This window comes from Streptomyces actinomycinicus (assembly GCF_016741775.1).
GTDB classification, from domain to species: Bacteria; Actinomycetota; Actinomycetes; order Streptomycetales; family Streptomycetaceae; genus Streptomyces; species Streptomyces actinomycinicus.
In genome coordinates, this window is record NZ_JAERRK010000003.1 from 196,592 (window position 1) to 222,756 (window position 26,165).

At 73.0% G+C, this 26,165-nt stretch carries 21 protein-coding genes and 1 pseudogene; 18 read left to right on the plus strand and 4 right to left on the minus strand.

Annotated elements, in window-relative coordinates; all coding sequences use genetic code 11:
• Positions 1-38 precede the first annotated feature (38 nt).
• From JK359_RS07910 to JK359_RS07950, 9 genes and pseudogenes are all read left to right on the plus strand, one after another.
• Positions 39-833: a TIGR03084 family metal-binding protein gene (locus JK359_RS07910; protein WP_201833322.1), complete on the plus strand. Its 795-nt coding sequence runs from the start codon at positions 39-41 to the stop codon at positions 831-833.
• The gene (locus tag JK359_RS07915) at positions 830-2,515 is read left to right on the plus strand and encodes an acyclic terpene utilization AtuA family protein (protein ID WP_201833324.1); all 1,686 of its coding nucleotides are present in this window, start codon (positions 830-832) and stop codon (positions 2,513-2,515) included. The genes JK359_RS07910 and JK359_RS07915 overlap by 4 nt, the downstream gene beginning before the upstream one ends.
• A complete protein-coding gene (locus JK359_RS07920; protein WP_201833326.1) occupies positions 2,512-4,110 on the plus strand; it encodes an acyl-CoA carboxylase subunit beta in 1,599 nt (532 codons plus the stop codon). The genes JK359_RS07915 and JK359_RS07920 overlap by 4 nt, the downstream gene beginning before the upstream one ends.
• An 8-nt stretch (positions 4,111-4,118) precedes the next feature.
• Positions 4,119-5,966 (plus strand): ATP-binding protein, encoded by a 1,848-nt coding sequence (locus JK359_RS07925; RefSeq protein ID WP_201833328.1) that lies wholly within the window; start codon positions 4,119-4,121, stop codon positions 5,964-5,966.
• Between the two features lie 55 nt (positions 5,967-6,021).
• On the plus strand, positions 6,022-7,182 hold the full coding sequence (locus JK359_RS07930) for an acyl-CoA dehydrogenase family protein (RefSeq protein ID WP_201833330.1): 1,161 nt from the start codon (positions 6,022-6,024) through the stop codon (positions 7,180-7,182).
• Positions 7,183-7,202: 20 nt separating this feature from the next.
• Positions 7,203-8,770 (plus strand): annotated as a pseudogene (locus JK359_RS07935) (4-coumarate--CoA ligase family protein).
• Positions 8,767-9,504 carry an enoyl-CoA hydratase family protein gene (locus tag JK359_RS07940; RefSeq protein ID WP_201833332.1) on the plus strand — a complete coding sequence of 246 codons (738 nt, stop codon included), beginning with the start codon at positions 8,767-8,769 and terminating at the stop codon, positions 9,502-9,504. The pseudogene JK359_RS07935 and the gene JK359_RS07940 overlap by 4 nt, the downstream one beginning before the upstream one ends.
• Positions 9,492-10,136, plus strand: a complete 645-nt coding sequence (locus JK359_RS07945) for a TetR/AcrR family transcriptional regulator (RefSeq protein ID WP_236677470.1) — start codon at positions 9,492-9,494, stop codon at positions 10,134-10,136. The genes JK359_RS07940 and JK359_RS07945 overlap by 13 nt, the downstream gene beginning before the upstream one ends.
• Before the next feature lie 315 nt (positions 10,137-10,451).
• Positions 10,452-11,477 carry an isopenicillin N synthase family dioxygenase gene (locus tag JK359_RS07950; protein ID WP_201833334.1) on the plus strand — a complete coding sequence of 342 codons (1,026 nt, stop codon included), beginning with the start codon at positions 10,452-10,454 and terminating at the stop codon, positions 11,475-11,477.
• A gap of 94 nt (positions 11,478-11,571) precedes the next feature.
• Here JK359_RS07950 and JK359_RS07955 read toward each other — a convergent pair whose 3' ends face one another.
• Positions 11,572-12,672 (minus strand): citrate synthase 2, encoded by a 1,101-nt coding sequence (locus JK359_RS07955; RefSeq protein ID WP_201833336.1) that lies wholly within the window; start codon positions 12,670-12,672, stop codon positions 11,572-11,574.
• 176 nt (positions 12,673-12,848) lie between these two features.
• On the opposite strand from JK359_RS07955, the gene pdxH reads away from it, so the two are divergent.
• The 3 genes from pdxH to JK359_RS07970 all read left to right on the plus strand — a co-directional run bounded on the left by pdxH (position 12,849) and on the right by JK359_RS07970 (position 15,876).
• Entirely contained in the window at positions 12,849-13,535 is a 687-nt protein-coding gene (pdxH, locus tag JK359_RS07960) for a pyridoxamine 5'-phosphate oxidase (RefSeq protein ID WP_201833338.1), read from the plus strand.
• A 352-nt stretch (positions 13,536-13,887) separates the two neighbouring features.
• Positions 13,888-14,346 (plus strand): GNAT family N-acetyltransferase, encoded by a 459-nt coding sequence (locus tag JK359_RS07965; protein ID WP_201833340.1) that lies wholly within the window; start codon positions 13,888-13,890, stop codon positions 14,344-14,346.
• A 111-nt stretch (positions 14,347-14,457) separates the two neighbouring features.
• Positions 14,458-15,876, plus strand: a complete 1,419-nt coding sequence (locus tag JK359_RS07970; RefSeq protein ID WP_201833354.1) for a PAS domain-containing protein — start codon at positions 14,458-14,460, stop codon at positions 15,874-15,876.
• A gap of 25 nt (positions 15,877-15,901) precedes the next feature.
• On the opposite strand, the gene JK359_RS07975 is transcribed toward JK359_RS07970, so the two are convergent.
• Positions 15,902-16,657 carry an SIS domain-containing protein gene (locus JK359_RS07975; RefSeq protein ID WP_201833356.1) on the minus strand — a complete coding sequence of 252 codons (756 nt, stop codon included), beginning with the start codon at positions 16,655-16,657 and terminating at the stop codon, positions 15,902-15,904.
• Positions 16,658-16,949: 292 nt separating this feature from the next.
• On the opposite strand from JK359_RS07975, the gene JK359_RS07980 reads away from it, so the two are divergent.
• Both JK359_RS07980 and JK359_RS07985 read left to right on the plus strand, forming a co-directional pair.
• Positions 16,950-17,642 carry an iron-dependent transcriptional repressor DtxR gene (locus JK359_RS07980; protein WP_201833358.1) on the plus strand — a complete coding sequence of 231 codons (693 nt, stop codon included), beginning with the start codon at positions 16,950-16,952 and terminating at the stop codon, positions 17,640-17,642.
• 273 nt (positions 17,643-17,915) lie between these two features.
• The gene (locus tag JK359_RS07985; RefSeq protein WP_201833360.1) at positions 17,916-18,836 is read left to right on the plus strand and encodes an alpha/beta fold hydrolase; all 921 of its coding nucleotides are present in this window, start codon (positions 17,916-17,918) and stop codon (positions 18,834-18,836) included.
• 142 nt (positions 18,837-18,978) lie between these two features.
• Here the strand turns inward: JK359_RS07985 and JK359_RS07990 are convergent, their stop codons facing one another.
• Positions 18,979-19,644 (minus strand): bifunctional DNA primase/polymerase, encoded by a 666-nt coding sequence (locus JK359_RS07990; protein ID WP_201833377.1) that lies wholly within the window; start codon positions 19,642-19,644, stop codon positions 18,979-18,981.
• Between the two features lie 276 nt (positions 19,645-19,920).
• Between JK359_RS07990 and JK359_RS07995 the strand changes: the two genes are divergently transcribed.
• A complete protein-coding gene (locus tag JK359_RS07995) occupies positions 19,921-21,306 on the plus strand; it encodes an NsdA family TPR-like regulatory protein (RefSeq protein WP_201833379.1) in 1,386 nt (461 codons plus the stop codon).
• 201 nt (positions 21,307-21,507) lie between these two features.
• Entirely contained in the window at positions 21,508-23,214 is a 1,707-nt protein-coding gene (locus JK359_RS08000) for a hypothetical protein (RefSeq protein ID WP_201833381.1), read from the plus strand.
• Positions 23,215-23,245: 31 nt separating this feature from the next.
• Here the strand turns inward: JK359_RS08000 and JK359_RS08005 are convergent, their stop codons facing one another.
• Positions 23,246-24,571 (minus strand): ABC transporter substrate-binding protein, encoded by a 1,326-nt coding sequence (locus JK359_RS08005; protein ID WP_201833383.1) that lies wholly within the window; start codon positions 24,569-24,571, stop codon positions 23,246-23,248.
• A 117-nt stretch (positions 24,572-24,688) separates the two neighbouring features.
• On the opposite strand from JK359_RS08005, the gene JK359_RS08010 reads away from it, so the two are divergent.
• Entirely contained in the window at positions 24,689-25,189 is a 501-nt protein-coding gene (locus JK359_RS08010; protein WP_201833385.1) for an SCO4402 family protein, read from the plus strand.
• A gap of 46 nt (positions 25,190-25,235) precedes the next feature.
• Entirely contained in the window at positions 25,236-26,114 is an 879-nt protein-coding gene (purU, locus tag JK359_RS08015; RefSeq protein ID WP_201833386.1) for a formyltetrahydrofolate deformylase, read from the plus strand.
• The last annotated feature ends 51 nt before the right edge of the window (positions 26,115-26,165 follow it).

Genomic DNA, 26,165 nt, shown 5'->3' on the forward strand with positions numbered 1-26,165 from the left:
GCTTGATTGTTTCCGTGCCCGCTGCCATGCTCCCACCCATGGCCGACCCGACGCCCGTCATCGAAGACCTGCGTGCCGAGAGCGACGAACTCGACCAGCTCGTGGCCGAGTTGAGCCCGGAGCAGTGGGCTCTTCCCACTCCCGCGCCCGGCTGGACCGTCGCCCACCAGATCGCCCACCTCGCCTGGACCGACCGCTCGGCGCTCCTGGCCGTCACCGACCCCGGTGCCTTCCAGGCGCTGGTCGAGAAGGCACTCGCCGCCCCCGGCTCGTTCGTGGACGAGGGCGCGGAGGAGGGTGCCGCCCGCCCGCCCGCCGAACTGCTGGCGGACTGGCGCGCCGGGCGGACGGCCCTCGGTGAGGCCCTGCGCGGTGCGCCGCCCGGCGGCCGTTTCCCCTGGTACGGCCCGCCCATGTCCGCCGCCTCCATGGCCACCGCCCGGCTCATGGAGACCTGGGCCCATTCGCTCGACGTCGCCGACGCCCTGGGTGTGGTCCACCCACCCACCGACCGGCTCCGGCATGTGGTCCGGCTCGGCGTGCGGACCCGGGACTTCGCTTTCGGGGTGCACGGACTCACCCCGCCCGCCGAGGAGTTCCGGGTGGAACTGACCGCGCCCTCGGGCGAGTCGTGGGCGTACGGGAGCGAGGGCGCCGCCCAGCGCGTCACCGGTCCCGCCCTCGACTTCTGCCTGCTGGTCACGCAGCGCGCCCACCGCGGTGATCTCGCCCTGACCGCCGTGGGCCCGGACGCCGACCGCTGGCTGGACATCGCCCAGGCCTTCGCGGGCCCGCCCGGCACGGGCCGTCCGCCGAGGGAGGGCACCCGGTGACCCCGCTGCGCATCGGCAACTTCTCCGGCTTCTACGGCGACCGCGCGGACGCCCTGCACGAGATGCTCACCGGTGGCGAGCTGGACGTCCTCACCGGTGACTACCTCGCCGAACTCACCATGCTCATCCTGGGCCGCGACCGGCTGAAGGACCCGGCCGCCGGATACGCCCGCACCTTCCTGCGCCGGCTGGAGGACTGCCTCGGCCTCGCCCACGAGCGCGGGGTGCGGATCGTCACCAACGCCGGCGGACTCAACCCGGCCGGACTGGCCGACGCGGTACGGGCGCTGGCCGGGCGGCTCGGCGTCCCGGTACGGGTCGCGCACGTCGAGGGCGACGACCTGACCCAGGCGCACCCCGGTGCCCTCGCCGCCCACGCCTACCTCGGCGGCTACGGCATCACCGAGTGCCTGCGGGCCGGTGCCGACGTGGTGATCACCGGCCGGGTGACCGACGCGGCGCTCGTCACGGGTCCGGCCGCCGCCCACTTCGGCTGGCGACCGGGGGACCCGGGGGCGTACGACCGGCTCGCCGGTGCCGTCGTCGCCGGGCACGTGCTGGAGTGCGGGACCCAGGCGACCGGCGGGAACTACGCCTTCTTCGGGGAGGGGAACGTACGCCGGCCCGGCTTCCCGCTCGCCGAGATCCACGCCGACGGCAGCTGTGTCGTCACCAAGCACCCCGGCACCGGCGGATTCGTGGACGTCGGCACGGTCACGGCACAGCTGCTCTACGAGACCGCCGGCGCCCGGTACGCCGGACCCGACGTCACCGCCCGGCTGGACACCGTACGGCTGAGTCAGGACGGGCCGGACCGCGTGCGGATCGAGGGGGTGCGCGGGGAGGCGCCGCCGGCGACGCTGAAGGTCGGGCTCAACCGGCTCGGCGGCTTCCGCAACGAGGTCGTCTTCGTCCTCACCGGGCTCGACATCGAGGCCAAGGCGGACCTGGTGCGCGAGCAGCTCACCGATGCCTTCGGCAAGTCGGCGCCGCAGGAGGTCCGCTGGGAGCTGGTCCGCACCGACCGGGCCGACGCCGGCACCGAGGAGACGGCCAGCGCGCTGCTGCGGCTCGTCGTGCGGGACCCGGACGAGCAGGTCGTGGGACGGGCGCTGAGCGCGGCCGCCGTGGAACTGGCTCTCGCCAGCTACCCCGGTTTCCATGTGCTGTCCCCACCCGGGAAAGGCGCCCCGTACGGGGTCTTCGAGGATGTGTACGTGCCCCATGGTGCCGTCGACCATGTGGCCGTCCTCTATGACGGACGCCGGGTGCCCGTGGCGCCGCCCCAGGAGACGCGGCCCCTGGACGCCGTCGTCTCCCCGCCGCTGCCGGAGCCCCTTCCGCCCGGCCCCACCCGCCGGGCGCCCCTCGGTCTGGTGGCCGGGGCCCGCAGCGGCGACAAGGGCGGGAACGCCAACGTCGGGGTGTGGGCCCGGACGGACGAGGCCTGGCGGTGGCTCGCGCACACACTGACCGCCGAACGGTTCCGCGAGCTGATCCCCGAGAGCCGGGACCTGCCGGTCACCCGGCACGTGCTCCCGAACCTGCGCGCACTCAACTTCGTCGTCGAGGGCATCCTCGGCGCCGGCGTCGCCTCGCAAGCCCGCTTCGATCCGCAGGCCAAGGCCCTCGGCGAATGGCTGCGCTCCCGCCACCTGGACATCCCGGAGACCCTGCTGTGACGGTTCTGCAGACCGCTCTCGACCCTGCCGGCCCCGACTACCAGGCCCACCGCGAGGCCATGCTCGGCAAACTCGCCGACCTGGAGACCGAGCACGCCAAGGCGCTCGCGGGCGGTGGTGAGAAGTACGTGGCCCGGCACCGCGGACGCGGCAAGCTGCTCGCCCGTGAACGCATCGAGCTGCTGCTCGACCCGGACACCCCGTTCCTGGAGCTGTCCCCGCTGGCCGCCTGGGGCAGCGACTACCCCGTCGGTGCCTCCCTGGTGACCGGCATCGGCGTGGTCGAGGGCGTGGAGTGCCTGATCACCGCCAACGACCCGACCGTGCGCGGCGGCGCCAGCAACCCCTGGAGCCTGAAGAAGGCCCTGCGCGCCAACGACATCGCCCTCGCCAACCGGCTGCCCTGCATCAGCCTGGTCGAGTCCGGCGGCGCCGATCTGCCCTCGCAGAAGGAGATCTTCATCCCGGGCGGCGCCGTCTTCCGCGACCTGACGAGGCTCTCCGCCGCCGGCATCCCCACCGTCGCCGTCGTCTTCGGCAACTCCACCGCCGGCGGTGCCTACGTCCCCGGCATGTCCGACCACGTGATCATGGTCAAGGAGCGGGCGAAGGTGTTCCTCGGCGGCCCGCCGCTGGTGAAGATGGCCACCGGCGAGGAGAGCGACGACGAGTCCCTCGGCGGCGCCGAGATGCACGCCCGCGTGTCCGGCCTCGCCGACTACTTCGCCCTGGACGAGCCGGACGCCCTGCGCCAGGCACGCCGCGTGGTCGCCCGCCTCAACCACCGCAAGGCGTACCCGGGCCCCGGCCCGGCCGCACCGCCGAAGTACGACCCGGAGGAACTCCTCGGCATCGTCCCCGGCGACCTGAGGACCCCCTTCGACCCGCGCGAGGTCATCGCCCGGATCGTGGACGCCTCCGACTTCGACGAGTTCAAGCCGCTGTACGGCACGAGCCTGGTCACCGGCTGGGCCGCCCTGCACGGCTACCCCGTCGGCATCCTGGCCAACGCGCAGGGCGTGCTGTTCAGCGAGGAGTCCCAGAAGGCGGCGCAGTTCATCCAGCTCGCCAACCAGCGCGACATCCCGCTGCTCTTCCTGCACAACACCACCGGCTACATGGTCGGCAAGGAGTACGAGCAGGGCGGCATCATCAAGCACGGCGCGATGATGATCAACGCGGTCAGCAACAGCCGCGTCCCGCACCTGTCGGTCCTCATGGGAGCGTCGTACGGCGCCGGCCACTACGGCATGTGCGGCCGGGCCTACGATCCCCGCTTCCTGTTCGCCTGGCCCAGCGCCAAGTCCGCCGTCATGGGCCCCCAGCAGCTCGCCGGCGTGCTGTCGATCGTCGCCCGGCAGTCCGCGGCGGCGAAGGGACAGCCGTACGACGACGACGCGGACGCCGCCCTGCGCGCCATGGTGGAGCAGCAGATCGAGTCCGAGTCGCTGCCCATGTTCCTGTCCGGGCGGCTGTACGACGACGGCGTCATCGACCCGCGCGACACCCGCACCGTTCTCGGCCTGTGCCTCTCCGCCCTGCACACCGCGCCCTACGAGGGCGCGCGCGGCGGCTTCGGCGTCTTCCGGATGTGAGGGACCCAGTGATCACTTCTGTCCTCGTCGCCAACCGGGGCGAGATCGCCTGCCGGATCTTCCGTACCTGCGGGGAACTGGGGATCCGGACCGTCGCCGTCCACTCCGACGCCGACGCGAACGCGCTCCACGTGCGCGTGGCCGACACGGCCGTACGGCTGCCGGGCGCGGCGCCCGCCGAGACCTACCTGCGCGGCGACCTGATCGTGAAGGCGGCCCTGGCCGCCGGCGCGGACGCCGTGCACCCCGGCTACGGCTTCCTCTCCGAGAACGCCGGCTTCGCCCGTGCCGTCCTCGACGCCGGCCTGCTGTGGATCGGGCCGCCGCCGGAGGCCATCGAGGCCATGGCGTCCAAGACCCGCGCCAAGCAGCTGATGGGCCTCGCCCCGCTCGACGCGGCCAGGGTCACCGAGGCCGACCTGCCGGTCCTGGTGAAGGCGGCCGCGGGCGGCGGAGGGCGCGGCATGCGCATCGTGCGCCGCCTGGACGACCTGCCCGACGCGCTGGAAGGCGCGCGTGCCGAGGCCGCGGGCGCCTTCGGCGACGGCGAGGTCTTCGTGGAGCCGTACATCGAGAACGGCCGCCACGTCGAGGTGCAGATCCTCGCCGACACCCACGGCACCGTCCTGCCGCTCGGCACCCGGGACTGCTCCCTCCAGCGCCGGCACCAGAAGGTCATCGAGGAGGCACCCGCGCCCGGTCTGCCGGCCGCGCTCACCGAGGAGCTGTACGAGCTGGCCGTGCGCGCCGCACGGTCCGTGTCATACGTCGGCGCCGGCACGGTCGAGTTCCTGGTCGCCGACGGCCGAGCGCACTTCCTGGAGATGAACACCCGCCTCCAGGTGGAACACCCCGTCACGGAGGCGGTGTTCGGCATCGACCTGGTGGCGGAGCAGATCCGCGTCGCCGAGGGGCGGCCACTGGAGGCCGGCCCTCGGCGGGCGCACGGCCACGCCGTCGAGGCCCGCCTGTACGCCGAGGACCCCGCCCGCGACTGGGCCCCCCAGACCGGCACCCTGCACCGCCTCGCCGTACCACCCGGCGTCCGCCTGGACACCGGCTACACCGACGGCGACGAGATCGGCGTCCACTACGACCCGATGCTCGCCAAGGTCGTCGCCCACGCCCCCACCCGCGCGGAGGCGCTGCGCCGGCTCGCGGGCGCGCTGGAGCGGACGGAACTCCACGGCCCGGTCACCAACCGCGACCTGCTCGTACGCTCCCTGCGGCACGAGGAGTTCACCGCCGTCCGCATGGACACCGGCTTCTACGACCGCCACCTCGCCGGACTCACCGAGTCCGCCCCCGACCCGCTCGCCCCCCTGGCCGCCGCCCTCGCCGACGCCCACGGCCGCTCCCGCTTCGGCGGCTGGCGCAACGTCCCCGCACAGCCGCAGGTGAAGCGGTACGAGATGGCCGGCGAGGAGCATGAGGTCCGGTACCGGCACACCCGGGAGGGCCTGGCGGCCGACGGAGTCCGGGTCGTGCACGCCGACGCGCGTCTCGTCGTACTCGAAGTGGACGGAGTGCGGCGCAAGTTCGAGATCGCACGCTACGGCGACCAGGTCCACGTCAATACCGCCCGCCTCACCGCCCTGCCCCGCTTCCCCGACCCGGCGGCCCAGCTCGCGCCGGGCTCCCTGCTCGCGCCGATGCCCGGCACCGTCGTACGCGTCGCCGAGGGCCTGTCGGAGGGGGCGGCCGTCACGGGCGGCCAGCCACTGATCTGGCTGGAGGCGATGAAGATGCAGCACCAGATCTCGGCACCGGTCACAGGCACGCTCACCGCCCTGCACGCCAAGCCGGGACAACAGGTCGAGCCGGGCCTGTTGCTGGCGGTGGTGCAGCCGACGTAAGGGGCGCGGGGAACTGCGCGCGCAACCACCATCAAGCCGCACCCGGAGGAATCGCATGACCACCCTCATCGAATCCGAGGAACACAAGGCACTACGGTCCGCGGTGGCCGCCCTCGGCAAGCGCTACGGCCGCGACTATCTCGTCCGCACCGTCGCCGAAGGCAAACCCCTCACGGAACTCTGGTCCGAGGCGGGAAAGCTCGGCTACCTCGGCGTCAACCTGCCGGAGGCGTACGGTGGCGGCGGCGGAGGCATATCCGAACTCTCCATCGTCCTCGAAGAGCTGGGAGCGGCGGGCTCCCCGCTGCTCATGCTCGTGGTGTCCCCCGCCATCTGCGGCACGGTGATCTCCCGTTTCGGCACCGAGGAGCAGAAGCGGACCTGGCTGCCGGGGCTCGCCGACGGCACCCGCCTCATGGCCTTCGGCATCACCGAGCCCGACGCCGGCTCCAACTCGCACCGCATCACCACCACCGCCCGCCGGGACGGCGCCGACTGGCTCCTCACCGGCCGCAAGGTCTTCATCTCCGGCGTCGACATGGCCGACGCCGTCCTGATCGTCGGCCGTACCGAGGACGCCCGCACCGGCAGCCTCAAGCCCTGCCTGTTCATCGTCCCGACGGACGCCGGGGGCTTCCACAAGCGCCCCATCGACATGGAACTCAACGCGGCCGAGAAGCAGTTCGAGCTGGTCCTGGACGACGTACGGCTGCCCGCCGACGCGCTGGTCGGCGACGAGGACGCGGGCCTGCTCCAGCTGTTCGCCGGGCTGAACCCGGAGCGGATCATGACGGCGGCGTTCGCGATCGGCATGGGCCGTCACGCGCTCGCCAAGGCCGTCGAGTACGCCCGCGACCGCACCGTGTGGAAGTCCCCCATCGGCGCCCACCAGGCCATCGCGCACCCCCTCGCCCAGGCGCACATCGACCTCGAACTCGCCCGGCTGATGATGCAGAAGGCCGCCCGCCTCTACGACTCCGGTGACGACACCGGCGCCGGTGAGGCCGCCAACATGGCCAAGTACGCGGCCGGAGAAGCCTGCGTGAAGGCCGTCGACCAGGCCGTGCACACCCTCGGCGGCAACGGACTCACCCGGGAATTCGGACTCGCCTCGTTGATAACGGCCGCGCGCGTGGCTCGTATTGCCCCGGTGAGCCGGGAGATGATTCTCAACTACGTCTCCCACCAGACCCTGGGTCTGCCCAAGTCGTACTAGGCGCCCGTCTTGGAGGAACCGTGTTCCGCAGCGAGTACGCAGACGTCCCGCCCGTAGAACTCCCCATCCACGAGGCCGTCCTCGGCCCGGCCGCCGGCTTCGGCGACCTGCCGGCCCTCATCGACGGCACGGACGGCACCACCCTCACGTACGAGCAGGTGGACCGGTTCCACCGGCGCCTCGCCGCCGCCTTCGCCGAGGCCGGCGTCCGCAAGGGCGACGTCCTCGCCCTGCACAGCCCCAACACCATCGCCTTCCCGACCGCCTTCTACGCCGCCACGCGCGCGGGTGCCACCGTCACCACCGTGCACCCGCTCGCCACCGCCGGGGAGTTCGCCAAGCAGCTCGGCGACAGCGCGGCCCGCTGGATCGTCACCGTCTCCCCGCTGCTGGGGACCGCCCGCCGGGCCGCCGAACTCGCCGGCGGGGTCCGGGAGATCTTCGTCTGCGACAGCGCACCCGGCCACCGCTCGCTGATCGACATGCTCGCCACCGCCGCCCCCGAGCCGGAGCCCCGCATCGACCCGGCCGAGGACATCGCCGCACTGCCGTACTCCTCCGGCACCACCGGCACCCCCAAGGGCGTCATGCTCACCCACCGGCAGATCGCCACCAACCTCGCCCAGCTGGACGCCCCGGTCCCCACGAGCCCCGGCGACCGCATCCTCGCCGTGCTGCCGTTCTTCCACATCTACGGCCTGACCGCCCTGATGAACGCGCCCCTGAGGAGGGGCGCCACCGTCGTCGTCCTGCCGCGCTTCGACCTCGAGACGTTCCTCGCCGCGATCGAGAACCACCGCATCACCGGCCTGTACGTCGCCCCGCCGATCGTCCTCGCCCTCGCCAAACACCCGGTGGTCAGCCGCTACGACCTGTCCTCCCTGAAGTACGTCATCAGCGCCGCCGCCCCCCTGGACGCCCAGCTCGCCCGCGCCTGCTCCGAACGCCTCGGCCTCCCCCCGCTCGGCCAGGCCTACGGCATGACGGAACTGTCGCCCGGCACCCACGTCGTCCCCCTCGCCGGCTCCGCGAGGCCCCCGGCGGCACGGTCGGCAGGCTCATCGCCGGCACCGAGATGCGGATCGTCTCCCTGGACGATCCCGGCAAGGACCTCGGCGCGGGCGAGACGGGCGAGATCCTGATCCGCGGCCCCCAGGTGATGAAGGGCTACCTCGGCCGTCCCGACGCCACCGCCGCCATGATCGACACCGACGGCTGGCTGCACACCGGGGACATCGGCCGCACCGACGCCGACGGCTGGCTGTTCGTGGTGGACCGGGTCAAGGAACTGATCAAGTACAAGGGGTTCCAGGTGGCCCCCGCCGAACTGGAGGCCGTCCTGCTCACCCATCCCGGCATCGCCGACGCCGCCGTCATCGGCGTCCGCAACGAGGACGGCAACGAGATCCCGCACGCCTTCGTCGTCCGCCGGCCCACCGCCGGCACCCTCGGCGAGAACGAGATCATGCTGTACGTCGCCGAACGCGTCGCCCCCTACAAGCGCATCCGCCAGATCACCTTCATCGACAGCGTCCCCCGCGCCACCTCCGGCAAGATCCTGCGCCGGCAGCTCAGGGAGCACATGTGACGGAACTCGTCGGACGCACGCGTGCGCGCTGCGTCGAAACCCTCAGCCTCGACTCCACCGGGACCCGCAACGCCCTGTCCGCGGCACTCGTCGCGGAACTCTCCGCCGCCCTCGCCGAGTGCGGCAAGGACCCGGACGTACGGGCCGTCGTCCTCACCCACACCGGCACGACGTTCTGCGCCGGAGCCGACCTGCGCGACCCGCCCGACCCCGACGCCCTGGTGGCCCTGCTCCGGCAGCTCATCGAGCTGCCCCGGCCGGTCGTCGCCCGGGTCACCGGGCACGTCCGGGCCGGCGGCCTCGGCCTGCTCGCCGCCTGCGACCTGGCCGCCGCCTCCGCCACGGCCTCCTTCGCCTTCACCGAGGTCCGCATCGGGGTCGCCCCCGCGGTGATCTCCCTCCCGCTGCTCCCGCGCACCGACCCCCGCGCCCTCGCCCGCTACTACCTCACCGGCGAACGCTTCGACCCCGCCGAGGCCGTCCGCCTCGGGCTGCTCACCGTGACGGCGGACGACGTCGACGAGGCCCTCGCCCCGGTCCTGGACGGCCTGCGCCGCTCCGCCCCCCAGGCCCTGGCCGAGACGAAACGGCTGCTCACGGCTAGGGTGCTGGAGACGTTCGACCGGGACGCGGCCAGCCTGACCGCGCTCTCGGCGCGGCTGTTCTCCACCGACCAGGCCCGGGAGGGGATGACGGCCTTCCTGGAAAGACGGGATGCGGCATGGGTGGTGTGAACACGACGTCCACGGCGGCTGCGGCGGCCAAGACGTCCACGTCGGCGGAGCGCGACCGCGTGCCCAAGCAGGACCGCAGCCGGGCCACCCGGCAGCGGCTCCTGGAAGCCGCCGTGGCCTGTCTCGCCGAACACGGCTGGGCGGGCTCCACGGTCGCCGCCGTCGCCGAACGCGCCGGCGTCTCCCGGGGCGCCGCCCAGCACCACTTCCCGACCCGCGAGGACCTGTTCACGGCTGCGGTCGAGTACGTGGCCGAAGAACGCTCCACCGCGCTCCGGGACCTCTTCCCGGGCGGCCCGGCCGACCGCCGCGCCGTCGTCACCGCCCTCGTCGACCTCTACACCGGGCCCCTCTTCCGCGCCGCCCTGCACCTGTGGGTGGCCGCCTCCAACGAGGACCAGCTGCGCGCCCGCGTGACCGAACTGGAGGCCCGCGTCGGCCGCGAGACCCACCGCATCGCCGTCGACCTCCTCGGCGCCGACGAGTCGCGCCCCGGCGCCCGCGAGACCGTCCAGGGCTTCCTGGACATGGCCCGCGGCCTCGGCCTCGCCAACCTGCTCACCGACGACACCGCCCGCCGCGCCCGGGTCGTCGCCCAGTGGGCCGACCTGCTGGACGAGTCCCTGCGCTGACCGCCGCGGCGCGGGGGAGCAAGACACAGGCTCCGCCCGGAGCGGTACGGCAAGCGGTACGGCTCTGCCCGGGAACCGGAGAAGTGAAGCCGGCCACACCGGTATCCGGCGGCGGGCAGTACTCTTTCCGCATGCTTCCGATGCTCGTCCGCCGCCGCCACGTGGACTACGTGCGCGTCACGAGCATGGGCTGTTGTCAGCGCGTCGCCGTCTGACCAGCCCCCTCTTCTCTTCCTTTTCCCTTTTTCCGGCACCCGGGGGCCGCCACACCCCTCGGCGGCCGCACCCGTGCCCCGTACACCCTGCGGACGCACCATGACCACGCACACAGCGACGTCGTACGACCAGCTCCCCGTCATCGACCTGTCGGCCGCCGACCGCGGACCCCAGGCCCGCGCCCTCCTCCACGCCCAGCTGCACAGCGCCGCACACGACGTCGGCTTCTTCCAGCTCATCGGGCACGGCGTGACCCGGGCCGAGACCGACGCACTGATCACCGCCATGCGCGCCTTCTTCGCCCTCCCCGAGGCCGACCGGCTCGCCCTCGACAACGTGGGCTCCCCGCACTTCCGCGGCTACACCCGCACCGGTGACGAACGCACCGCCGGCGCCCGGGACTGGCGCGACCAGCTCGACATAGGCGCCGAACGCCCCGCGCACGTCCCCGGGCCCGGCGAACCCCCGTACTGGTGGCTCCAGGGCCCCAACCAGTGGCCCGCCGCACTGCCCGGGCTCCGCACCGCCGCCCTCGCCTGGATCGACAGGCTCAGCGCGGTCGCCGACCGCCTCCTGCACGAACTCCTGACCTCGATCGGCGCCCCCGCCGACTTCTACGACCCGATCTTCGGCGACCGCGCCCACCCGCACCTCAAGCTCGTCCGCTACCCCGGCAGCGCGGGCGACGGCACCGACCAGGGCGTCGGCGCCCACAAGGACTACGGCTTCCTGACCCTGCTCCTGCAGGACACGGTCGGCGGCCTCCAGGTCCAGCGCGAGGACGGCCGCTTCCACGACGTACCGCCCCTCGACGGCGCCTTCGTCGTCAACCTCGGCGAACTCCTGGAAGTGGCCACCGACGGCTACCTGGTCGCCACCAACCACCGTGTGGTCAGCCCGCCCGGAGCGACCGAGCGCTTCTCGGTCCCGTTCTTCTACAACCCCCGCCTGGACGCCCGGGTCGAGCCCCTGTCCTTCCCCCACGCGTCCCAGGCCCCCGGCATCACGACGGACCCGTCGAACCCGCTGTACGCCGAGTACGGCTACAACGAACTGAAGGGCAAGCTCCGGGCCCACCCGCTGGTGGCGCAACGGCACCACGGGGATCTGCTGACACCGGCGTGAGGAACCGGCCCGCGGCGCCGTTCCCCGGGGGCGCGGGGAACCGCGCGACCGGCCGCCCCGGGCCCGCAGCCGCCCGCGCTCCGCACCGCCCCCGTCAGTGGGCGATGTCGGCGTACCCCGAGATGTCCTCCGGCCGGCGGGGCCCGGGCCCCACGTACCGGGCCGACGGCCGCACCAGCCGTCCCGTGCGCTTCTGCTCCAGGATGTGCGCCGACCAGCCGGCGGTCCTCGCGCACGTGAACATCGACGTGAACATGTGCGCCGGGACCTCGGCGAAGTCCAGCATGATCGCGGCCCAGAACTCGACGTTCGTCGCCAGTACCCGGTCCGGCCGCCGGTTGTGCAGCTCCTCCAGCGCCGCCTTCTCCAGCGCCTCCGCGATCTCGAAGCGCGGAGCACCCAGTTCCCGGGCGGTGCGGCGCAGCACGCGCGCGCGGGGGTCCTCGGCCCGGTACACCCGGTGCCCGAAGCCCATGAGCCGCTCACCGCGGTCCAGGGCCTGCTTCACATAGGCCTCGGCGTCACCCGTCCGCTCGATCTCCTCGATCATGCCGAGCACCCGGGAGGGCGCACCGCCGTGCAGCGGGCCGGACATCGCACCCACCGCACCCGACAGCGCGGCGGCCACGTCCGCCCCGGTGGAGGCGATGACCCGGGCCGTGAACGTCGACGCGTTCATCCCGTGCTCGGCGGCCGACGTCCAGTAGGCGTCGACAGCGGCCACGTGCTTGGGATCCGGCTCGCCCCGCCACCGGATCATGAACCGCTCCACCACCGAGTTCGCCTTGTCGATCTCCCGCTGCGGCACCATCGGCAGGCCCTGCCCGCGCGCGGACTGGGCGACGTACGACAGCGCCATGACGGCGGCCCGCGCCAGGTCCTCGCGCGCCTGCTCCTCGTCGATGTCCAGCAGCGGCCGCAGCCCCCACACGGGCGCCAGCATGGCCAGCGCCGACTGAACGTCCACCCGGATGTCACCGGAGTGCACCGGGATCGGGAACGGCTCGGCGGGCGGCAGACCGGGGTTGAAGGCACCGTCGACCAGCAGCCCCCACACGTTCCCGAAGGAGACGTGACCGACCAGGTCCTCGATGTCGACGCCCCGGTAGCGCAGGGCGCCGCCCTCCTTGTCCGGTTCGGCGATCTCCGTCTCGAACGCGACGACTCCTTCGAGCCCGGGTACGAAATCGGACATCAGGCGGCTCCTTGTGAAGTGCGGGCGGCGGTCACCCCGGTGATGCCCCGATCGGCCGGTGGTCACCCGTGGTCAACCCAACCGCAAGGGAAGCAGCACGATAACCTCCGGTGCCGGAGTTGGGGAGACCACTCGACACTGAGTGCCATACCCGTTCGATACGGCAAGATGACCGCGTGACCGACCGTGACCCGCTTTTGGATCCCGTCCTCGATCCCGCCGCCATGCGCAAGCAGTACCGGGCCGACGGCCTCGCCGAGGAGGACCTCGCCACGCACCCCATGGACCAGTTCACCCGCTGGTTCGAGGACGCCGCCCGCGCGGCCGCCCACGGCACGCTCTACGAGGCCAACGCGATGGTCGTCGCCACGGCGGACGCCCACGGCCGCCCCAGCTCACGCACGGTCCTGATGAAGCACTACGACACCGACGGCTTCGTCTTCTACACCAACTACGACTCCCGCAAGGCCCGCGACCTCGCGGAGAACCCGCACGTCTCGCTGCTCTTCCCCTGGCACCCGCTGGCCCGCCAGGTCATCGTCACCGGCACCGCCCGCCGCACCGGCCGCGAGGAGACCGCCGCCTACTTCCGCTCCCGGCCGCACGGCTCCCAGCTCGGCGCCTGGGCCAGCGCTCAGTCCGCCGTGATCGCCTCCCGCACCGAGCTGGACACGGCCTACGCCGACCTCGAAGCCCGCTACCCCGAGGACGAACAGGTCCCGGTGCCGCCGCACTGGGGCGGCTTCCGCATCGCCCCCGAGACGATCGAGTTCTGGCAGGGCCGGCACAACCGCCTCCACGACCGCCTGCGCTACACCGCCCGGCCGAACGGCACGTGGAAGGTCGACCGCCTCAGCCCCTGAGAAGACGCAGACGACCCGCGGGCTGGGTTCCTCCGAGGAGGAGCCGGCCGGACGTACCGGCAGCCCGCGGGTCGGGTGACTGCTGTGGGATCGGGCCGGCTGCACGCCTTCATGGCGCACTGGTCCGGCACCGCACATGGTGTGGTGACGGGCCGCTAGCCCGCAGCCACCTCACGCGTCCGGTTTCCATACATCTGCCGAACCACCTCCCTTCTCGTGTACCGACACCCTAAGAAGCGGCCGGGCAAGGACTCAACCGTTTTTTCGCTGTCGTCCCGTGCACGTTCTCCACTGCCGTCCGTGGACGTTTTCCCGTGCCGTCCCGTGCACGCCTGGACTACCGTCCAGGCGCATGACCGAACTGCGGATCGCTCCCGTCGAGGGCGACGACATGCTCGAACAGTGGCGGCACGTCCACAACGTCATCGTGCCGCCGGCTGCCATGTCCCTGGCGGACGTGCGGGAGCGGGCCGGGCGGAACCGGCTGGAGAACGCGTATCTCGGGGACGTGCTGATCGGGTGTTCCACGGTCCGGCCGCCGGCGGGGGAGGCCGGGGCCGCCACCGTCATCGCGCGGGTGCTGCCGGAGTTCCGGCGGCGGGGGCTCGGGAGCGTGCTCTACGAGAACGCGCTCGGACACGCGCGGGAGCTGGGGGCGACGGTGATCGAGACGTGTGTGCTGGCGGTGAACGAGGACGGGCTGCGCTTCGCCGGGCGGCACGGGTTCGTGGAGGTCGAGCGGTACGTGCTGGACGGGGAACAGGACGAGTGGGTGGATCTGCGGCTCTCGCCGGGCGGCGCCGGGGATTGATTCCTGCGATGTTGCGGGAACAGGATGTGGGCTGCGTCACGTTCCAGTTGAATGAAGGCCAGTGAGCGGACCGAGCGCCTACGTGCGCGGACGCAGCCTCAGGGGGTCCAGGTGAGTGCTTCGCGGCGGAGTGGGACCACCGACGAGCTGGGGCCGGACGAGCCCGGCGAGCCGGGAGGGTCCGACCTGCTCGCCGCGCTGCTGGACGGCATGGACGCGGCACTGTGTGCCTTCGACGCCGACGGGGTCGTGACGCACTGGAACCGGGAGGCCGAGCGGATCCTCGGCTGGACGGCCGCGGAGGCGGTGGGCCGGCACGGGTTCGCGGGGTGGGCGGTGCGCAGTGCCGACGCCGAGGAGGTGCAGGCCCGGCTGATGTCGGCGATGCACGCGCCGGGGCGGCAGGTGCACGAGTTCGCGTTGGTGACCAAGGACGGCGGGCGGGTGCTGGTGCGGACGCAGTCCGCCGCCGTGCGCGGGCCGGAGGGCAAGCCCGCCGGGGTGTACTGCGCGTTCAGCGAGGTGCATGCGCAGATCGACCTGGAGCGGTCGATCGCGCTGAGCGAGGCCCTGTTCGAGGACGCGTCCTGGGGTGTCGTGCTCGTGGACGCCGATCTGCGGCCCGCCGTCGTGAACGCGCATGCGGCGCGGGCGCTGGGGGTGGGGCGTACGTCGGTGCTGGGCCGGCCGCTGGGTGAGCTGCTGGCGCAGGGCGTGGAGGAGCTGGAGGCCGCCCTGACGCACGTGCTGGCCGAGGGCGCGCCGCCGGCACCGGCCGAGATGTGGGTGGCGGTGCGTACGCCGGAGGGGGAGAAGCGGCGCTGCTGGCGTAGCGGTTTCGTGCGGCTGGCCTCGCCGCTGGCGGAGGAGCCCGTGCCGCTCGGGGTGGGATGGCTGTTCCAGGACGTCACCGAGGCGAAGCAGGGTGAGCAGGAGGCGGCCCTGCTGCGGTTCCGGGCGAACCAGCTGCATCGCGCGGCCCGGGCCGCGGCCGAGTGCGAGGACCCGGTGGAGGCGGCCACGGTGCACCTGGACTTCGCACTCGCCGGTTTCGCCGACCACGCGCTCGTCGACAGGGTGGCGCCCGGCGCCCGGACGGAGGCGGAGGACGCCGACCCGGGCACGGTGCGGCTGGTGCGGCTCGCCGCCACGCCGGCCGGTGCGCCGGGTCCGAGTCTGCTCACGGGGGCGGCGGGGCTGCCCGTGCGGTACGGGGAGGGGCATCCGGCGCTGCAGTGCGCGGAGCGGGCCGGGACGGTGCGGGCCGACGCGGGGTCGGTCGCGGCCGAGCGGGCGCGGGAGTGGGCACTGGAGCGGCAGTGGCCGGGCGACGTGGTGCACGCGTTGTGCGCGGTCCTGCGCAGCCGGGGGCGGACGCTGGGCGTGGTGACGTTCCTGCGCGGCGCCGGGCGCAGCCGTTTCGAGCGGTTCGACACGGCGTACGCGGAGGACGTGGCCGTACGGATCGCGGTGGCCCTGGATCTGGCGGAGGCGGTGCGGGAGGGACCGGGGGAGCGGGCCCCCGGGTGAGCGGGGGCGCGGTGCGTGGCACGGCTCAGTGGCGGTAGAAGATCCGGTCGCCGTACTCCGCCATCACGCGGCCGTTCCATTCGTGTCCGCCGTCGACGTTGCCGGAGCGCAGCAGCGGGGGTTCGATGCCGCGGTCGGCGAGCGCGGCGGCGGCGGTCGCCATGACGGCCTGCATGAGGGCCGCGGTGACGACCGTGGAGGCCGGGGCGAAGGGGGCCGGGATGGTGTCGAGGGTGAGTTCGGCGTCGCCGACGGCGATCTTCGAGTCGAGCACGATGTCGCAGTGGTCCTTGAGGAAGGTGCCGGAGGCGTGCCGGGACTTGGTCTCGCCGGCGTACGCCACCGAGGTCACGCCGATGACCTTGAGACCGAGGGCGCGGGCGTTGAGGGCCATCTCCACGGGCAGGGCGTTGCGGCCGGAGAGGGAGATGATCACGAGGGCGTCGCCGGCGCGGGCCGGTGAGGTGTCGAGGACGGCGCCGGCGAGGCCGTCGACGCGTTCGAGGGCGGAGCCGAGGGTGGCGGGGGTGACGTCGACGCCGACGACTCCGGGGACGGCGAGCAGGTTCATGAGCGCGAGTCCGCCGGCGCGGTAGACGACGTCCTGGGCGGCCAGGGAGGAGTGCCCGGCGCCGAAGGCGAACAGCCGGCCGCCGGCGGCGACGGTGTCGGCGAGCAGGGTGCCGGCCGCGGTGATCGCGGCGGCCTCCTCGTCGCGGACCCGTTGCAGCAGGCCGATGGCGGCGTCGAAGAACAGGTCGGCAGGCGTGCCGTCGCTCATGCGGTGCCCCTTCGCAGCGTCTGTGTCGCGGATCACCGTGCGGTCTGGACCAGTGCGGTGTCAATACGGCCGCCGGGCGGTGCCCCGAAGGAGGGGGCACCGCCCCGGCGGGCCGGGCTGCGCCGGGACGGCGGGGTCACGGCCCTGGGGGCCCCTCCCGGCCGGGGGCCACGCACTCCCGCGGTGTCGCCCGTTTGCCCGGCGGCCCCCGCTTGTCGGTGGGATCCGGCAGAATTGAGTCCAGGGCCAGCGCACGCGCCGGGCTGCCGGCAGAGGTAATCGAGGGGCACGTATGTCCGGACTGATCGACACCACGGAGATGTATCTCCGCACCATCCTCGAACTCGAAGAGGAAGGCGTCGTCCCCATGCGCGCCCGCATCGCGGAGCGGCTGGACCAGAGCGGGCCGACGGTGAGCCAGACGGTGGCGCGGATGGAACGCGACGGTCTGGTGTCCGTGGCCAGCGACCGGCACCTGGAGCTGACGGACGAGGGGCGGCGGCTGGCGACGCGCGTGATGCGCAAGCACCGGCTGGCCGAGTGTCTCCTCGTCGACGTGATCGGGCTGGAGTGGGAGCAGGTGCACGCGGAGGCGTGCCGCTGGGAGCACGTGATGAGCGAGGCCGTGGAGCGGCGCGTGCTGGAGCTGCTGCGTCACCCGACCGAGTCGCCGTACGGCAACCCGATCCCGGGTCTGGAGGAGCTGGGCGAGAAGGACGGGGCGGACCCGTTCCTGGACGAGGGCATGGTGTCGCTGGCCGACCTGGACACGGGCGCGGACGGCAAGACGGTCGTCGTGCGCCGCATCGGCGAGCCGATCCAGACGGACGCGCAGCTGATGTACACGCTGCGCCGGGCGGGTGTGCAGCCCGGTTCGGTGGTGAGCGTGACGGCGTCGGCCGGTGGCGTGCTGGTGGGCAGCGGGGGCGAGGCGGCCGAGCTGGAGGCGGACGTCGCCTCCCACGTGTTCGTCGCCAAGCGCTGAGACGTGAGAGGGCCCCGGCGCCTGTGGCGCCGGGGCCTGACCTCCCCTGTGCTGACCCGGAGCCCCGAGCTCTCAGGGTCATTCCCCTCGGACCCCTTTTCCCCGAGTGGTCCGCCTCCCGCCTGAAGTGATCCCCGCGGGCGCGGCGATCATGCCTGGAGTGGTGTCACTCGAATGAGGGGTGTTGTCCGCGGAGACAGAATTTTCGAATGCGCATTCGATAGCCTGAAACAACTGGACGACGAGGCAGGCGGAGCTGGGGGTGCCAGGCCGATGGTGCGGCGTATCGACGTGACGGGAGCGGGCGGGGTGCGTCTGGCCGCCTGGGAGTTCGCCGAACCTCCCAAGCCGGAGGCGGAGCCGGACCCACCGGAGCCGGGCCCTCCGGGACCGGCGTCCGGCACGGAAGCGGAGGCGGAGTCCGGGGCTCCGGGCGTGCTCTTACTGCACGGCCTGATGGGCCGGGCCTCCCACTGGGCCGCCACCGCCCGCTGGCTCGCCGGACGCCACCGCGCCGTGGCCCTCGACCAGCGCGGCCACGGTCAGAGCGACAAGCCCCCACAGGCCGCCTACACGCGCGAGTCCTACGTCGAGGACGCCGAGGCCGCCCTCGAACAGCTCGGCCTCGCCCCCGCTCTCCTCATCGGCCACGCCATGGGCGCACTGACCGCCTGGCAGCTGGCCGCCAAGCGCCCGGATCTGGTGCGCGGGGTGATCATCTGCGACATGCGGGCCTCCGCGCTCGGAGCGGCCTCGCAGCGCGAATGGGCCGACTGGTTCCGGTCCTGGCCCGTCCCCTTCGCCAGCCTCGCCGACGTCCGTAAGTGGTTCGGTGAGGACGACCCCTGGGTGGAACGCCCGAACCCCGCGCGCGGGGCGTTCTACGCCGAGGTGATGCACGAGGGCGCGGACGGCTGGCGTCCGGTCTTCGAGGCGGCGCACATGCTCAGCTCCCGCGAGGCATGGGTGTACGACGCCCACTGGGAGGAGCTGGCCCAGGTGCGGTGCCCCGCGCTCGTCGTGCGCGGCCTGGACGGCGAACTGGGCCGCGCCGAGGCCCAGGAGATGGTCCGGGTCCTGCCGCACGGCGCCTACGCCGAGGTCGCGGACACCGGCCACCTCGCCCATTACGACCACCCGGACGCCTGGCGGGCAGCGGTCGAACCCTTCCTGAACCTGGTACTCGCCGACTGACGCGCCCTGAAGGGGCGCGGGGAACTGCGCGACGAGCCACGAGCCCACCCGCAGTCGCCCGCGCACCGAACCACGCAGACGGCTGCGCGACTGCGCGAGTGGGTGGGTGAGTGGGTGAAACCCTGGGCGGCCCGGCGAGCGGTTACCGGTCCCGGCCGCACGCGTAGGAGAGCGGTGAGATCAGTTCCTCCGCGTCCGGCAGCCACCGGTTCGCAGGCGTGGGCCGGCACGCCCACTGCACGGCCCCGCGGGAGCCGAACCGCGTGGGCGGCGCAGCCACGTACGCGCCCTCGCCCAGGGCCACCAGGTCCAGCGAGGACAGCGACCAGCCGAGCTTGCGCACCAGGTCCGGCACCTTCGCGGACGCCCCCGGCAGCACGAAGAAGTGCATCCGCCGGTCCGGGGCCAGCGTCACCGGCCCGAGCGTCAGCTCCATCCGCTCCATCCGGGCCAGGGCGAGGAACCCGGCGCTCTCCGGGACGGACAGCGCGTCGAAGGTCCGCCCGGTCGGCAGCAGGATCGACGCCGTCGGCTGCCTCTGCCACATCCGGCGCGCGACGGTCGCACTGCCGGTCGCCTGGGTCGCCCAGTCGGGGCGCGCGGGGTGCGCACCCGGCGCAGGGCAAGAGGTGTCGCCGCACGAGCAGCGCTGCATCCCGTCGACGGCTTCCAGCCAGGTGCCCGGGAACACGTCCCAGTGCCGTTCCTCGGCGTAGCGTACGGCGGTCTCCAGCAGCGATTCCCCGCGCTGCTGCGGAATGTGACCGGCCATCTGAGTGTCCTGGGCGCCCGCGATCGTCTCTTCCACGTTCCTCTCAACTCCCGCACCCACCTCGAGTTACGGCTGTAGCGCGCGCGGGGGAGGAGCATCGATTCCGCAGTCGGGGCGCACGGGTGCACGGGCGGGGGCGCGCGGGAGGAAGCGGGGCGTGGACTGGGTAGCCAGGGATGGGGGTGGCATCTGCCTTTACCCCGGCAAACCGCACATGTCACGCATTGACGGTATGTCAGCTGGGCAGTGATCTTCCCGTCCGGATCAAACCGGCCGGAACTACACGCTCCAGGGGTTCGCAGGGGGTAGCACATGGCCGCAAGGCCTCTCGTGGCGAGGCAGCCGAACGAACGGCTGCAGGCACTCATCCAGGAAGCGGGGTGCTCGAACGCCGGGCTGGCCCGGCGGGTCAACATGTGCGGCGCCGAGCACGGTCTCGACCTGCGCTACGACAAGACGTCCGTGGCCCGCTGGCTGCGCGGCCAGCAGCCGCGGGGCCGGGCCCCGGCGATCATCGCCGAGGCGCTCGGGCGCAAGCTCGGCCGTACGGTCACGATCGACGAGATCGGCATGGCCAACGGCAAGAACCTCGCCTCGGGAGTCGGTCTCCAGTTCTCGCCGACGGTACTGGGGGCCATCGAGCAGGTCTGCGAGCTGTGGCGCAGCGACGTGGGGCGCCGGGACTTCCTGTCCGGCTCCTCCGTCGCCGCCTCCGCGCTGGTCGAGCCGAGCCGGGACTGGCTGATCTCGGCGCCGGACGGCCAGGTGGCCCGGCAGGCGGGCCCGCGCGTGGGCCAGTCCGACGTGGCGGCCGTGCGGTCCATGACACAGGCGCTGGTGGACCTCGACCACCAGTACGGCAGCGGGCACGTGCGCCCGGTCGTCGTGCACTACCTCAACAGCGTCGTCTCGGGGCTGCTCGCGGGGTCGTACCGGGAGGCGGTCGGCCGTGAACTGTTCGCCGCCGTGGCCCGGTTGACCGAGCTGGCCGGGTACATGGCGGTGGACACCGGGCAACCGGGCCTGGCGCAGCGGTACTACATCCAGTCGCTGCGGCTGGCACAGGCCGCAGGGGACCGTGGTTACGGCGGTTACGTCCTGGCCGCCTCCATGAGCCACCTCGCCGCGCAGCTCGGGAACCCGCGTGAGATCGCCCAGTTGGCCCGGGCGGCGCAGGAGGGGGCGCGCGGGCAGGTGCCCCCGCGCGTGGAGGCGATGTTCCACGCGGCCGAGGCGCGCGGGCACGCGCTGCTCGGCGACGCGCGCACGGCACAGGTGGCCTCCGGGCGGGCGGTCGCCGCGATGGAACGTGCGGACGGCTCCTTCGGGGACGACCCGGTGTGGATCGCGCACTTCGACGAGGCCTACCTGGCGGACGAGTTGGCGCACTGCCACCGCGACCTCGGGCAGGCCGAGCAGGCGGCGCGGTACGCCGAGCAGTCGCTGGCGGGGCACCCCGAGTCCAGGGCGCGCCGGCGGGCGATCGGCTATGTGCTGCTCGCCACGGCCCAGGTGCAGCAGCGTGAGATCGAGCAGGCCTGCAACACCGGGACGAGAGCGGTGGAGTTGCTGGAGACGCTCCGCTCCAACCGGGGCGCCGAGTACCTGGAGGACCTGCAGCAGCGACTGGACCCCTTCCGGGACGAGGCGGTGGTGAGGGAGTTCGGGGCGCGGCTGGATCTGCAGCAGGCCGCGTGAACTCTGTCCCCGCGGGGGCGTGAACGGGCGGGAAACGGCACCCGGAGATGCGCCGGGTGCCATGTACAGCGCATCGTGAGGCCGTTTTGTTACCGCTGTCACAGGGAAGGAGATCGCGTCCTGAGCTGCGTGGCACCCGGCTCGGGGGACCCGGTAGCGTGAGCCGACGATTCACAAGGTCCCCCATTGGTAGGAGTCCCGGTGACGCAGAGTGGACAGGGCGAGCAGCCGTCGGCGCGGCCCGCGCGCGAGGGCATCGTGCTGCCCTCCGACGGAGGCGAGCCCCTACTGCCTGGCATGTCCGGAACACCGGCCCCCGCGGCTCCGGCCGGCGGTCAGGCCTGGGGCGGTTCCTGGGGCCCGGGGCAGCAGACGCCCCAGCAGGGCCAGGAGTGGGCCCCGTCGCCCGCCCCGCAGTGGACCGGCCCCGAGCAGGCCCCGTCCGCCGCGAACCCGGGTCCGCTGCCCCCGGAGGGCGCCCCGGGCCCGGCGTACGGCGGTCAGGCCCCGGCGTACGGCGGTGCGGCACCGTCCTACGGCGGCCAGGAGCCCGCCTACGGCGCCCCGCAGCCGCCCGGGTACGGCGACGCCCGCCAGCAGCAGCACCAGCCGCAGGCGCAGCAGCACCAGCCGTCCGCGCCGCAGTACCCGGCGCAGCCCGCGCCGCAGTACCCGGAGCGGTCCGCCGCCGCGGCGCCGCTGCCGCCCGCCGTCCCGGACGGATATCCGGCCGCGGGCGCCCCGCTGCCCCCGGCGGCCGACGGTGCGACCCAGTACATTCCGCCGGTGCAGGCCGGCCCGGCCGGCCCCGCGGACGAGGGGGCCACCCAGTACCTCCCGCCGGTGCAGGCCGCGCCGGCCGACGGCGCCACCCAGTACATTCCGCCGGTGCAGGCCGGTCCGGCCGGCCCCGCGGACGAGGGGGCGACCCAGTACCTCCCGCCGGTGCCGTCCGGCACGCTGCCGCACCAGTCGGCGGGCGAGGAGACGCGGTACCTCGGCCGTGTGCCCCAGCAGCCGGCGCCCGCGCCCTCCGACGCCGAGGCCACCCAGTACATCCCGCCCTACACGGCCCAGGCCCAGGGCGCCGACCGGCAGCCGCCGGCCGAGTTCGACAACCTCTTCCGCGGCGGTCCGGCGGGCGGCGACTCCCCGGCCGGTTCCACCCAGCAGCTGCCGCGCGTCCAGCAGGCGGACGCCTACCCCGGCCCGTCGTCGCACCGCCCGGGGCAGTCGTCGTACGGCCCGGACGTGGACGAGGACGACGGCGGGCGGCGCCGGGGCCGGTCGCGGGTGCCGCTGATCGCCGCCGTAGGAGTGGGCCTCGTGGTGCTCGGTGTGGGTGCCGGTGCGCTGCTCAGCAGCGGCGGCGGCAAGGACCAGGGCAGCGACGACAAGACGGTCGCCGCCGCCTCCCCGGCCACCCAGGACTCCGCCTCGCCCACCGCCGACCCGGCCCGGCAGCAGGCCGTCGACCTGGACAAGCTGCTCGCGGACAGCGGCAGCAGCCGCGCCTCGGTGATCCAGGCCGTGGGCAACGTCAGGCGGTGCGACAACCTGGACCAGGCCGCCGGCGACCTGCGGGACGCGGCCAAGCAGCGCAGCCAGCTGGTCACCCGGCTCGGCGAGCTGTCCGTGGACAAGCTGCCGGGCAACGCCGACCTGACGGCCGCGCTGACCAAGGCCTGGGAGGCGTCCGCCGCGGCCGACAACCACTACGCGGGCTGGGCCGACCAGGCCAAGGGCCGCAAGGTCTGCCACAAGGGCCACGCCCGCACCACCGAGGAGACCCGGGCCGGCAACCGGGAGAGCGGTACCGCCAGCGCGCAGAAGGTGAAGGCGGCGGCGCTGTGGAACACGATCGCGAAGAAGTACGGCCTGACCCAGCGCCAGCCCACCCAGCTCTGACTCCCGCGGCGGGCCCCGGGACCGGGGCCCGTCACGGCACGTCCGCGCTCTCCAGGGTCGAGGTCATGTCGGCGATGCCGTTGCTGCCGCCGATGCTCCTGCGGGCCGAGACCAGCTTGCCGCCCTGGACCACCTGCAGGGTCACGTTCGCGTTGACCAGCCGCGGGAAACCGACCCCGGCGAGCTTGCTCTCGTAGGGCCAGTGCAGGGCGGGGGTGAGGCCGCCGGTGGAGACCCGCAGGCCCTCGTTGAGGGTGCGCCGCACGCTGTCGGAGCTGACCTCGCCGTCGCCGATCTTCTCCAGGACGGCCTTGAGCACGGTGTAGGCGATCCACGTGGTCTGCACACCGGCGTCCGCGGGGTCGATGCGGTTGTCGCCGAACGCCTCCGCGTTGATGACCTTCTTCATCGGGTCCCAGCGGGAGTCACCCGCCGGCGGGTACCAGCCGGTGATGTACGAGCCCTCGTAGGGGCCGGACGCACCGCCCGTGGCGTTGATCACGGTCTGGTCGACGCTGCCGAGCACGGTGGCGGTACGCACGGACGGGAAGCCGTCGCGGGTGCGGCGGAAGGAGTCCATGAAGGTGTCCGTGCGGTCCCCGAGCGCGGGCACCACGCACCCCTTCTTCGTGATGCCCTCGGTGGCGTACCGCAGCGCCTGCTCGGCCTGGACGCCGTACTCGGTGGCGTCCTCGGCGGCGAGGTGGTCGCCGGCGTCTTCGTGGCCGCCGGCCTTCAGCCCAGAGTCGAGCATCGCGGGCAGCTCGTCGCCGGCGATGCTGTCGGGCCGGATGAGGGCGACGTTGCCGCAGGTGGCGGCGAGCGCCTTGCCGAGGCCGGCCAGCAGGGCGGGCTGGCCGCCGTTGACCGGGTACGACATGGAGCCGGTGAACTCGTCATTGGTGACGCCGTAGCCGCCGATGTAGGGGATGCCGGCGCCTTCCAGCGGGGCGAGGTAGGAGTCGCCGAACTGGCTGTAGGAGCCGACGACCGCGACCACGTTCTCGGTCGCGGCGCGCCGGGCGCACTTCGCGGCCCCCACGGTGTCGTTGTGGTCGTTGCAGGTCAGCACTTCGAGCTTGCGGCCGTTGATGCCGCCGTGGGCGTTGATCCACTTCGCGTAGGCGCGGGCCATCGCCGGCATGCCGGGCTTGTTGGTCGCGTCGGTGTTCTCGGGGGCCCAGGTCATCACCTTGACCGGGCCATCCCCGGAGCCCCCCGTGGCACCGGGGATGACCCCGCATGCGGCGGTGAACGACGCACAGAGAGCCATGGTGCCCGCGGTGAGGGCGGTGGCTCCGACGGGGCGGGGGAGTGCGGGAAAGCGGGTCGTGCGCGTGCGTCGCCTGCCGGTCATGGACACGCACGATTCCCTCACACCGCTAACCGCGGAGTGATCCTTGATCAACGAGAGGTGACGGAGAGGTGAATTACGGGGGCCGGTGGGACGCGCGGGACGGGGAACGTACGATCGATGACCGTGCAAGGTTCGGAGAACTCTTCCCGTCGCGGCCGTCGCTCCTCCACCATGGGCGGCATGCCCCTGAACGACATGCCGTGGTGGCGGTGGCGCAGCAACGTGCGCTCGGCGCTGCACATGCTCTCCGACCCGGTGTTCCAGCGGGACGTCTGGCTGGCCGGCACGGACGGTTACGGTGACGTCACCGACGCCGTGTACCGGCTGGTGGAGGACACCTGGCTGGACAACTGGTCGGCGGAGAAGTACGTCGGCACCATATTCCGGGACTCGCAGGAGGCGGCGCTCGTCGACACCGCCGTGCTCCGGGTGCTGCGGATCATGCACCAGGTCGGCCCGGACGCGCCGGTCGCCGCTTACCTCGAGCACGCCGGCTGGCCGGAGGCGGTGCGGGCGGCGCGCGACGCGCACGTACGGATGTCGGTGAGCGACGGGGAGGACCCGGAGACGCCGCCGAAGAGCCTGGAAGTGCTGCGGATCCTGACCAGGTCCGCGTAGCGGACCGCGGCCCCCGGCGCGCGGCCGGTATGGGACCCTGTAGTGCATGAATGAGCAGTCCGCCGCCGCGGCTCCGGCCGACCAGTACGTCCTCACGCTCTCCTGCCCGGACAAGCAGGGCATCGTGCACGCCGTGTCCAGCTATCTGTTCATGACCGGCTGCAACATCGAGGACAGCCAGCAGTTCGGCGACCACGACACCGGTCTGTTCTTCATGCGCGTCCACTTCTCGGCCGAGGCGCCGGTGTCGCTGGAGAAGCTGCGGGCGAGCTTCGCCGCGGTCGGCGACTCCTTCCACATGGACTGGCAGATCAACCGGGCCGACCAGAAGATGCGCATCCTGCTGATGGTCAGCAAGTTCGGGCACTGTCTGAACGACCTGCTGTTCCGGGCGCGGATCGGGGCACTGCCGGTGGAGATCGTGGGTGTGGTCTCCAACCACACCGACTTCGAGGAGCTGGTGGGCTCCTACAACGTTCCTTTCCACCACATTCCGGTCACGAAGGACACCAAGTCGGACGCCGAGGCGAAGCTGCTCGAGATCGTCCGCGAGGAGAACGTCGAACTGGTCGTCCTCGCCCGGTACATGCAGGTCCTGTCGGACGACCTGTGCAAGCAGCTCAGCGGCCGGATCATCAACATCCACCACTCGTTCCTGCCGAGCTTCAAGGGCGCCAAGCCGTACCACCAGGCGCATGCGCGGGGTGTGAAGCTGATCGGCGCGACGGCGCACTACGTCACCGCGGACCTCGACGAGGGGCCGATCATCGAGCAGGAGGTCGAGCGGGTCGGGCACGGCGTCTCGCCGGACCAGCTGGTGGCCGTCGGACGGGACGTCGAGTGCCAGGCGCTGGCCCGGGCGGTCAAGTGGCATGCCGAGCGGCGCATCCTGCTGAACGGCCGGCGCACGGTCGTCTTCGCCTGAAACCCGGCCGCGGGGGCTGCTCGGCCCCGCCCGGAGGCGTGCCCGGGCCCG

Excerpts from the sequence above, each read along its gene's own strand:
- purU (WP_201833386.1), top strand. The coding sequence starts at position 25,236 with ATGAATGAGCAGTCCGCCGCCGCGGCTCCGGCCGACCAGTACGTCCTC.
- JK359_RS07975 (WP_201833356.1), bottom strand. The coding sequence starts at position 16,657 with ATGAGCGACGGCACGCCTGCCGACCTGTTCTTCGACGCCGCCATCGGC.
- JK359_RS07945 (WP_236677470.1), top strand. The coding sequence starts at position 9,492 with ATGGGTGGTGTGAACACGACGTCCACGGCGGCTGCGGCGGCCAAGACG.
- JK359_RS08010 (WP_201833385.1), top strand. The coding sequence starts at position 24,689 with ATGACCGTGCAAGGTTCGGAGAACTCTTCCCGTCGCGGCCGTCGCTCC.
- JK359_RS07950 (WP_201833334.1), top strand. The coding sequence starts at position 10,452 with ATGACCACGCACACAGCGACGTCGTACGACCAGCTCCCCGTCATCGAC.
- JK359_RS07965 (WP_201833340.1), top strand. The coding sequence starts at position 13,888 with ATGACCGAACTGCGGATCGCTCCCGTCGAGGGCGACGACATGCTCGAA.
- JK359_RS08005 (WP_201833383.1), bottom strand. The coding sequence starts at position 24,571 with ATGACCGGCAGGCGACGCACGCGCACGACCCGCTTTCCCGCACTCCCC.
- JK359_RS07955 (WP_201833336.1), bottom strand. The coding sequence starts at position 12,672 with ATGTCCGATTTCGTACCCGGGCTCGAAGGAGTCGTCGCGTTCGAGACG.
- JK359_RS07930 (WP_201833330.1), top strand. The coding sequence starts at position 6,022 with ATGACCACCCTCATCGAATCCGAGGAACACAAGGCACTACGGTCCGCG.
- JK359_RS07985 (WP_201833360.1), top strand. The coding sequence starts at position 17,916 with ATGGTGCGGCGTATCGACGTGACGGGAGCGGGCGGGGTGCGTCTGGCC.
- JK359_RS07910 (WP_201833322.1), top strand. The coding sequence starts at position 39 with ATGGCCGACCCGACGCCCGTCATCGAAGACCTGCGTGCCGAGAGCGAC.
- JK359_RS07995 (WP_201833379.1), top strand. The coding sequence starts at position 19,921 with ATGGCCGCAAGGCCTCTCGTGGCGAGGCAGCCGAACGAACGGCTGCAG.
- JK359_RS07980 (WP_201833358.1), top strand. The coding sequence starts at position 16,950 with ATGTCCGGACTGATCGACACCACGGAGATGTATCTCCGCACCATCCTC.